8 protein-coding genes and 1 pseudogene are annotated in these 9,241 nt (G+C 63.1%); 7 read left to right on the top strand and 2 right to left on the bottom strand.

Going from position 1 to position 9,241, the window contains the following annotated elements:
• Positions 1 to 222: 222 nt before the first annotated feature.
• Positions 223 to 498, bottom strand: coding sequence for a hypothetical protein (locus BKP54_RS28670; RefSeq protein WP_025427432.1), 276 nt, complete (start codon positions 496 to 498; stop codon positions 223 to 225).
• A gap of 107 nt (positions 499 to 605) precedes the next feature.
• Here BKP54_RS28670 and BKP54_RS28665 point away from each other — a divergent pair.
• From BKP54_RS28665 to BKP54_RS28655, 3 genes and pseudogenes are all read left to right on the top strand, one after another.
• Positions 606 to 1,826: pseudogene (locus tag BKP54_RS28665) on the top strand (helix-turn-helix domain-containing protein).
• Positions 1,827 to 1,835: 9 nt separating this feature from the next.
• Positions 1,836 to 2,504 (top strand): PQQ-binding-like beta-propeller repeat protein, encoded by a 669-nt coding sequence (locus BKP54_RS28660; RefSeq protein WP_025427430.1) that lies wholly within the window; start codon positions 1,836 to 1,838, stop codon positions 2,502 to 2,504.
• Between the two features lie 325 nt (positions 2,505 to 2,829).
• Positions 2,830 to 3,036 (top strand): hypothetical protein, encoded by a 207-nt coding sequence (locus BKP54_RS28655; RefSeq protein ID WP_025427429.1) that lies wholly within the window; start codon positions 2,830 to 2,832, stop codon positions 3,034 to 3,036.
• A gap of 32 nt (positions 3,037 to 3,068) precedes the next feature.
• On the opposite strand, the gene BKP54_RS28650 is transcribed toward BKP54_RS28655, so the two are convergent.
• Complete coding sequence (locus BKP54_RS28650) at positions 3,069 to 4,478, bottom strand: adenylate/guanylate cyclase domain-containing protein (RefSeq protein WP_025427428.1); 1,410 nt, start codon at positions 4,476 to 4,478, stop codon at positions 3,069 to 3,071.
• A 211-nt stretch (positions 4,479 to 4,689) separates the two neighbouring features.
• Here BKP54_RS28650 and BKP54_RS28645 point away from each other — a divergent pair, with 211 nt between their 5' ends.
• The 4 genes from BKP54_RS28645 to BKP54_RS28625 all read left to right on the top strand — a co-directional run bounded on the left by BKP54_RS28645 (position 4,690) and on the right by BKP54_RS28625 (position 9,200).
• Positions 4,690 to 5,757 carry a cyclic nucleotide-gated ion channel gene (locus BKP54_RS28645; protein ID WP_057210912.1) on the top strand — a complete coding sequence of 356 codons (1,068 nt, stop codon included), beginning with the start codon at positions 4,690 to 4,692 and terminating at the stop codon, positions 5,755 to 5,757.
• Positions 5,758 to 5,899: 142 nt separating this feature from the next.
• Positions 5,900 to 6,733: a response regulator gene (locus BKP54_RS28640; RefSeq protein ID WP_025427426.1), complete on the top strand. Its 834-nt coding sequence runs from the start codon at positions 5,900 to 5,902 to the stop codon at positions 6,731 to 6,733.
• A 519-nt stretch (positions 6,734 to 7,252) separates the two neighbouring features.
• Positions 7,253 to 8,545 carry a diguanylate cyclase gene (locus BKP54_RS28630; protein ID WP_244445410.1) on the top strand — a complete coding sequence of 431 codons (1,293 nt, stop codon included), beginning with the start codon at positions 7,253 to 7,255 and terminating at the stop codon, positions 8,543 to 8,545.
• 172 nt (positions 8,546 to 8,717) lie between these two features.
• Positions 8,718 to 9,200: a VOC family protein gene (locus BKP54_RS28625; protein ID WP_025427423.1), complete on the top strand. Its 483-nt coding sequence runs from the start codon at positions 8,718 to 8,720 to the stop codon at positions 9,198 to 9,200.
• Positions 9,201 to 9,241: the final 41 nt, after the last annotated feature.

The raw sequence follows: 9,241 nt of genomic DNA, 5'->3' as shown, positions 1-9,241 counted from the left end.
TTGTGGTAGTCGACGCCGATATGGTAATCATAAGAGGCAGTCATGCTTCCAACTCCCTTGTTGAGATCTTCGAAACCCCAATAAGGTAAGCCGAAAGGCCGGAAGCGTGACTGTCCCTCGATCATCACCTGCATCTCAATGGTCCGTTCTCTCCTGGGACGCGGCTGCTTTCATGCCACCTCCTTGGTGTTGAGATGTTTGTCTGGTGGCAACGATCGGGGCTCACGGCCGATGGGTAGAGTTTCGCCGTCCGGAGAGCAGCCGCAGCCACGGCCCGGAATGGAAGGCGCTCATCAGCCCGTACATCGCCACCATTCCCGTCAGCGGGGACGCGGCTGAGGTCGTGCAGAGCATGTCCGGCTCGCCGATGCTCAGAACGCCGGTCAAAAGCGCCATGAACGCAAAGGTCGGACTGGCGAGGAGAGGGAGCCGATCGGCCGCGCCACGAGCTATCGCCCTTCGCGACCCTTCAATCGTTCCGGTTCTGTGCGTCGACATTTTCGGCTATCCATTTGTTCGGCGGTTGCGCAGGTCGTTGCGGGTCTGCGAATACAGTTAGCGTCCGAAGCTGAGAGTGCGGGAGTTACAAGTTTGACGGGATTGCGATGGACTCGCTGATCACGGCTGCGGCGCGGGCGCTGGCGGCGGGCGATCCGCTCGGCGCGCTGAAACGGCGTCGCACTGCGCGACGACGCGCCGGCGCGGCGCTGCGCGGGATCGCGAGGCGCAGCTCGGCGACTTCCCACGCGCAAAAGCCCTGCTGAAAAGTGCCGCGCGTGCATTCGGCCCAAGGGAAGCGGTGGCACGGGCGCGATGTGTCGTGGCTGACGCCGAGATTGCGCTGGTTTCACGCGACCTTGGCTGGCCGGAGAAGGCGCTTGAGACGGCGCGGGCTGTGCTCGAGGCCCATGGCGACCGCGTCAACGCCGCCCATGCGCGCAATCTCCAGGTCCGACGTCTCGTCCTGATCGGCCGCCTCGATGAAGCCGAGCAGGCGCTTGACGGCTTCGACCCGATGCCGCTGCCGCCCGCATCACGCGCCGCCAACGCTCTCATCGTCGCCGGCATCGCCGTCAGGCGCCTGCAGACGAAGACGGCGCGCGCTCAGCTGGGCGCTGGCGCGCGAGGCGGCGCGTGAAGCCGGTATCCCGGCATTGACCGCCGAAGTCGACGGCGCCTTTTTAGCGCTCTCCAAGCCGGCTGCGCGCCTGATCGCCCGTGGCGAGGAGAGGGCGTTGCTGCTCGAAGAGGTCGCGGCGCTGCTGGCATCCGGCGCGCTGGTCATCGATGCATGCCGGCATGTCGTGCGGGCAGGTGATAGGTTAGCATCACTCTCGACGCGCCCGGTTCTCTTTGCGCTTGCCAGGACGCTGGCTGAAGCCTGGCCGGGGGATGCTTCGAGGAGCGCGCTTCTCGCCCGCGCCTTCCGGGCGAGGCACGCAGACGAATCGCACCGGGCGCGACTGCGCGTCGAAATCGGACGGCTTCGCGCTGAGCTACGGGATGTGGCCGAGGTAAGCGCGACAGCGCGCGGCTTTGTGCTGGTGCCGCGGCACGCTCGCGAGGTCGCCGTGCTGGCGCCGCCCGTCGAGGGACAGCACGGCGCGGTGCTTGCCTTGCTCGCTGATGGCGAGGCGTGGGCGAGTTCGGCGCTGGCGATTGCGCTTGGGGCGAGCCCGCGCACGGTGCAGCGGGCGCTTGACGCGCTTTGCGCGGCTGGCAAGGTGCAGCCGATCGGGCGGGGACGTGCACGCCGATGGATGACGCCGCCGGTGCCGGGTTTCCCGACAGTGTTGTTACTCCCCGGGCCGCTGCCGAGCGATTAGGATGAAACCATGAAAAAAGCCTCAGCCGAAATTCTCCGCGAATATGGTCCCTTTCCCGGTGCCGAGCAGGTGCATGGCGTGACGTTCGACGGCCATCACGTCTGGTTTGCCACCGGCGACAAATTGAATGCGCTCGACCCCGAGAGCGGTGAGACGGTGCGTTCCATCGATGTCGCCGCCCATGCGGGCACGGCCTTCGACGGGGAGCACCTGTTCCAGATCGCCGAGGATTGCATCCAGAAGATCGATCCGAAGACCGGCCGCGTACTTTCGACGATCCCGGCGCCGGGCAACGGTGGCGACTCCGGCCTTGCATGGGCGGAAGGTACGCTGTGGGTGGGCCAGCATCGGGGGCGAAAAATCCATCAGATCGATCCCGAGACGGGGGCCATCCTGCGCACGATCGAGTCAAACCGTGTCGTTACCGGCGTCACCTGGGTCGATGGCGACCTGTGGCACGGCACCTGGGAAGGCGACGACAGCGATGTCAGGCGCATCGATCCGCAAACGGGCGAGGTGCTGGAGCGGCTCGACATGCCGGCCGGCATGGGCGTGTCGGGGCTTGAGGCCGATGGCGGCGACCGTTTCTTCTGCGGCGGAGGCGCAAGCGGCAAGGTCAGAGCCATCCGCCGGCCGAAGCGGGCGGAGGCCGCCGACCGCAGCGCCAGAAGCAAATAATCCACGCTCTCTCTATGTCCCGCGCATCGTGAGGAATAGCAGAGCGCCTTGTCGCCTCGTCGCGGCGTCGCGTGCCTACGCTGACGCGACAAGGACGCCGTAACGTCTTGCATCAGTTGCCGAAGTCTCTTTTCAAATCGGTGCCGGCTCAACGAATTGTCAGGCCGGCTTCAGCGATGCAACGCTCACGCGCCGAACCTCTGGTCAAAGCGTGCAGGCGTACCTACCTACAATGCAGAGACGAAAATCGGCGCCCGCAAATCCGTCTCGTGGCCGCGACGTTCGTTTGCGCCAAGTAATAGGCGGCGCTTTGGAAGAGGCAAGAATGGCTAGGACGTTCCAGTCCTTCATTCACGGTGTTTGGGTCCTTGCCATCATCAGCGCGGCGACATCTGTAGGTATTGTCTATGGGTGGCAAAGCCACGGCTGGGTCGGGGCGAGCCTGTACGGGCTGATCGGTTACGGCAGCGGCGTTTTGTTCGCCTACTCGCCCTCGATGTTTTTCGATTTCCTGGAGTTGTTGGGATCCTGAGCGCGCGCTGAACGCGCTTGCCGACATCACGATCAAGGTATGGCGAAGATGCTGATCTCGTTGGTGATGCCGCGCAGCGTGACGTTGTGTGTCATCGGGTTGAGGCCGCGCTCGCTGAGCAGGTCGGCGGCGGCCGGATTGCGCAGCACCGTGCTGGTGGCGAAGATCTCCTGGGCGGTGGCGAGGTGCTGCACGCGCGAGGCGATGTTGACCGTCTGGCCGAAATAGTCCTGCCTCTCGTTGAGGCTGACGGCGATGCAGGGGCCTTCATGGATGCCGATCTTCAACAGCAGGTCCTCGCTGCTGCGCTCGTGATTGAGCTCGCGCATGGCGTCGCGCATCCGCATGGCCGCGGCGATCGCCCGATCGGGCGTCGGGAAGGTTGCCATGACGGCGTCGCCGATCGTCTTGACCACGGCGCCGGCTTCGGCGGCAACGATCTCGTTGAGCACGGTGAAATGGGTCTTGACCAGATCGAAGGCGGCGAGATCACCGACACGCTCGTAAAGCTCGGTCGAGCCGCGAAGGTCCGTGAACAGGAATGTCATGCTGGTGATCTTCAGGCGCTGGTCTACGTCGATCGTATCGGTGCGGTAGATGTCGCGGAATGTCTGGTTGGACAGCAGCCGCTTGGCCGTCAGGAAAGGACGACGGCGCCCGAGCAGCGCATGCAGCGCTTCGCCGGCGACGCAGACCGTGGGCAGCGTGCGCACCTCCGCATGGTTCTCCACCTGGATCCGCAGCGGACCCGGCTGCATGCTGATGGTCTCGTTATGCCGATGGGTGCGATCGAACACCAGGGATAGGTTGCGCCTTTCCTTCGTCGGTTCTCCCGACACGTCGATGAACTGCGCTGCGTGTGTCACCGGCTCGAAGATGATGATGAACTCGGCCGGAAGCTGCAGCGCGATGACGGCCTTTTCGCCGGGCGGCAGTTCGAGAGTCTCGAGAATGAACTCCTCGGCCTTCGCCTCGTAATCGTCTTCAGGCAGGTCGACACCGGAGCCCCAGTAGACCTGGCGGAAATATTCGGCGGCTGGAAGCTCGTGCGGATTGTGGGCCTCGATATGGCGGACGCGCGGGCTGACGGTAAACGTCACCTCGATCATCTCGTCCAGCGTCGGCTCGTAGCCGGCTGCGCAAAGCGCGCAGGTATAGGCCTCGCTCTGCACGGTTTTCAGCGAGGTGTTGGCGTCGAGCACCCCGCCGCAGCCGGGGCAGAGCACATTCCAGGACAGTTCGAACAGACCAAGCCGCGAGGCGTGCAGGAAACCGGCGATCGTCTTTTCTTCGTCCAGCCCGTGCTCGGCGGCAAAGGCGAGCGCATTGATGCGGCCGAGCTTGCGGTCCGGCGCGTCGCGCACGTGCCGCTCGATGGCATCGGCGAAGGCGGGTGCCGCCGACTGGCGCAGGACGTCGAAGAGGGCCTGGGTTTCGCTCATGGTGGTATCTTATACTGAAATGGGCGCGCGGTCAGCGCCTTGTCTTGGCGGGCTGAGAAACTGAGCCGGCTCTTCGACCAGCCGATGGGAGCCGGCGCCGCGTCGACGCTTTTGCCAAGGTCAACTCTGCTCCAGGGTCGTCTCGTTGGCCCCATTGCGCTTGGCCTGAAGCATCTTATGCTAAGAGGGTGGTAGGCCGCGGGAGCGTTGAATGTCGGCACGGCCGTTCTCGAAGATTTCTGCGCCGCTCGGCGGGCTGCTCGCCGTGGTTGGGCTCGTGGCGGTCGCTGCACTCACGACGCCGGACATGACCGGACGAACCAGGCTCAATTTGGAGGTCCTGCTTGCTCTCATCTGGGCCATCTATGTCCTGCAACTGATCGTGACGCTGATCGCCGCGCGCGAGAGAGACTTTTGGGACAGGCTGCCGGCGATTGCTATCGATGTGCTTGCTGTCTTGGTTCCTTTCGCCGCGGTGCTGTTTGTCGGCACGCGCGATCAGACCCTCTACTGTGCCATCTGGCTGCTGAAGCCTCTGCGCGGATCGCCCTTCTTCCGGCTTATGGGCAGCGTCCTGAGCAAACAGGCACGTAACCTGATCGGCATCACCTCGATCTTCGGCATCGTTCTTTTTGGTGCGGCGCTCACGGCCTATCTCATCGAGCGCGACGTCCAGCCTAACACGTTCGGCAGCATCCCCCAGGCGATGTGGTGGGCGGTGGTGACGCTGTCGACCACCGGCTATGGAGACGAGATTCCGCAAAGCTTCGCCGGCCGCGTCCTTGCCGGGCTGGTCATGATGTGCGGCATCGGCATCTTTGCGCTCTGGGCCGGCATCCTCGCCACCGGCTTCTACGAAGAGGTCCGTCGCCGGGACTTCGTGCGCAATTGGCAGTTGGTGGCGACCGTGCCACTGTTTCAGAGGCTTGGCTCGTCGGCGCTCGTCGAGATCGTGCGGGCGCTGAGGCCTCGCGTCGTGCCGGCGGGCGCTGTCATATGCCGCAAGGGCGAGGCCGGCGACCAGATGTTCTTCATCGTCGAGGGACGCGTCAGTATCGCGACACCGAACCCGGTGGAGCTAGACGCTGGCAGCTTCTTCGGCGAGATGGCGCTGATTACGGGCGAGCCCCGCTCGGCGACCGTCAGCGCGGCGACCGAGGTCTCGCTGTTGTCGCTGTATTCGGAGGATTTCCAGATGCTGTCCAGCAGCAACCCGGAGATCGCGGACATCATCCGCAAGACTGCGCTCGAGCGGCGCGGAGCGACGCCGAAGGCTTGACGGCCCCGCAGGGCTATTGGGTCGTATGCGCAGACCTGAATGCAAGCGCGCCAAGCAGCATTTCACGGCTACCTCATTAACAGCCGGGAAAGTCTTTCTCCTCTAGCATGGCTTCGGGGACACTCTTTCTTATAGGCGATCAATGTCATTTTTCGGCGTTTCCGGAATGTACTATTCCGGTGAATCTCTTGCTGAGCACCGCATCGTGCTTGCCGAGGACTCCAATCTGTTTTCGTCGATGGTCTCGAAGCGGCTGAAAGAGCTGTTCGACATCGACGTCATCGTCTGCCGCGATTATGACGATCTGCAGTTTGCCGTCGAAAATGCGACATTCCCGGCGTCGCTGGCCATTTCCAACATCAACCTGCCCGGTGCCGAGAATGGCGAGGCGCTGAATTATCTCATCGAGATGAGCGTGCCGACCGTGGTCTTCACCGGCTCCTTCCAGGAAAGTACGCGCGAGAAGATCCTGGCCAAGGAGATCGTCGACTATGTCATCAAGGACAGCGTCTTTGCCGTCGACATGCTGGCGGAATCGGTTTGCCGGTTTCTCACCAACCACAAGCACCATGTGCTCATCGTCGACGACAGCCCGACGGCGCGCGCGCTGCTGACGACGCAGCTGAAACGCTACAATTTCCGCACCAGCACGGCAGAAAACGGTGCGACGGCGCTCGAAATCCTCAAGAACCATCCGGATATCGGCCTCGTCATCACCGACTACAACATGCCCGACATCGACGGCTTCGAGCTGACGCGGCGCATTCGCGGCACCTATGGGCCGCACCAGTTGCGCATCATCGGCGTCTCGTCCTCGACCAACCGGCTCTTGTCGGCACGCTTCCTCAAGGCCGGCGGCAACGATTTCGTCGTGCGCCCCTTCGTCAACGAAGAGTTCTATTGCCGCGTCAACCAGAACCTCGACACGCTGATCAAGATCAAGACCTTGAGCGAAAAGGTGAAAGTTCCGGCCTAAAGCATGTCGCGCAAAAGTGTGCTGCGGTTTTGCGATAACGACATGCGTAAAAACAAGAACTTGAAGCGCGGCAAGCGAATCTGAAAGATCGCGACGCGCTTTAACGCGCCTGCGAACTCCGCGAACCTGGCTGCCGGATGCGCCGTTTGTCGGCGCCTTGATCCCGCCCGCCACCTCCGTTTCGAGGCGGTGGCGCTCATCCGTCGGCTACACACGCCGGCGCATCTGCCGCTTTCCTGCGCTTGCGACCCCTAAAATTGCCGGGGTCGCGAGAAAAGCCCTCTTACGGTTGCCGCATTAACGAAATTGCAATCCGGACCGTCTTCAATCGGCCGCAACAAAAGTGGGGAGCCCGGTAACGCCTGGTCATGCCAAGACAAAATGTCTGGCGCGATCCGTGCCGGGTATAATTGTATATTGGGAGCCAGCGTCGCCCTTTTTGGGACAGCACGCCTGCGGCTCGAAATCGGGATTTGCAGGGACGTGAGATTGCGCCGCACGCCAGGTCGGATCAATTCTGTGCAGAAGCACAGCGACAAGCGCATGTTGCTGATCGAAGATTCCCGCATGTTTGCCACCGCGCTGAAATACGGCCTGGAAACGGTGCATGGTATTCGTGTCACCCATTGCGCCTCGCTGGAGGCGCTGCGCCAGGAAATGACCGCAGCGCCGGATAGCTTCTCGCTCGCCGTGCTCGACCTCAATCTTCCCGACGCGCCCAATTGTGAGGCGCTCGACTTCATCCTCGCCAACAACGTTCCGGCCGTCGTCTTCACCGCGGCCTTCAACGACAACACGCGCGACCAGATCCTCGGTCGCGGCGCGCTCGATTGTGTCATCAAGAACCAGCCGGAATCGATCAATCTCCTGATCGGCGCCGTGGACCGGGCCTTGACCAATGGCAAGACGACGGTGCTGCTTGCCGATTCCGACACGCCGTCGCGGGTCGAGCTTGCGGGCATCCTGCGCCGGCAGCGGATTTCGGTGTGCGAGGTCGCTTGCGCCGCCGATGCGCTGCTGGTGCTCGATTCCGGCGAGGCGATCGATATCGTCGTCACCGATCTTGATTTGTCCGACATGACTGGGGCAGCGCTGCTTGCCGAGGTGCGCCGGCGCCAGGGCGATGAGGCGCTGCCGGTGATCGCGCTTTCCGACAGCGGCGACCGCCGGATCGGAGCGCGGTTCCTTGAGGCCGGCGGGACGGACTTCATCCAGAAGCCATTCCTTGAGGCAGAGTTCAACGGTCGCATCGCCTATGCCGCCGGCATCCAGAAACGGTTGCAGACGCTGCAGCGACAGGCAGCGAGCGACTATCTCACCGATATCTACAATCGCCGCCATTTCTTCCTGACCGGCCCGCGCCTCGTCGAGCAGTGCCTGCGCCGCGGCGAGACCACGGCCATCGCCATTCTCGACATCGACCACTTCAAACGCCTCAACGACACCTATGGCCACGAGATCGGCGACGTCGTGTTGAAGCATGTGGCCAAGCGGTTGACGACGCTGGTCGGCGACGAACACCTGCTTGCCCGCCTCGGCGGCGAGGAGTTCGGCATCCTGTTCAACGGCTTCGACGTCCAGCGCGCCTTCACGTTCTGCGAGAAGCTGCGCATCGAGCTTGCGAGATCGCGCATCGTTGCGGATGACGAGGAACTGTCGATTACAGTGTCGATCGGTCTTGCGACCATCGAGGCGCCGGAGTCCTTCGAGAACTACCTGCATGCGGCCGACCAGTTTCTCTACATGGCCAAGCACGCCGGGCGAAACCGGGTGATTTCGGAGCTCGCACTGCTCGACGCACTGGCGTCGTAGCGAGCCGCAATCCGCGACGCTGTCCGGCCAAGGACCTGTTCCTGCATGGTGGCGAGCTAGTGCCGCTAGCCGCGATGATTGCAATGAATCGCGAAGCATTGTCGGTTTCGGCATCGGCGAAACGTCTTCCAAGCAGCCGGACATGATCCGGGCCTGCGAAGAGGAGCCGCATATGACCAAAGTTGTCTCAAATCTCTGGTTCGAAAAGGACGCCCTCAGGGCCGTCGAACTCTACGTCTCGCTCGTGCCCAATTCGGCGATCGTCCGCACGACGGTGATGCCGGCGGATTCGCCGAGCGGGCCGGCGGGCAGCGTCAAGGTGATCGAGTTCACCCTGGGAAACCAGAACTTCACCGCGCTCGAAGCCGGACCGCTGGACCCGTTCAACCATTCCTTCTCGATCATGATCCAATGCGACAGTCAGGAGGAGATCGATCGCCTGTGGAATGCGCTGCTTGAAAACGGCGGGCAGGCCGAGCAATGCGGTTGGCTGCGGGACCGCTGGGGTCTTTGCTGGCAGATCGTGCCGAGAGCGCTCGGCGACATGGTTGCCCATACCGACCGCGAGCGCGCCCGGCGTGTGACCGAGGCCATGCTGGGCATGATCAAGCTCGATATCGCCGAACTGGAGCGCGCCTTCCACGCCCGGACCTGAGCCAGATCCGGCTGAACAGGTGCGCTCATGGACAAGGGTTG

This window comes from Ensifer sp. 1H6 (genome assembly GCF_001976035.1).
GTDB lineage: Bacteria > Pseudomonadota > Alphaproteobacteria > Rhizobiales > Rhizobiaceae > Ensifer > Ensifer canadensis.
Note: the sequence above shows the minus strand (reverse complement) of the source record. Positions and strands in the feature narration are given on the sequence as shown.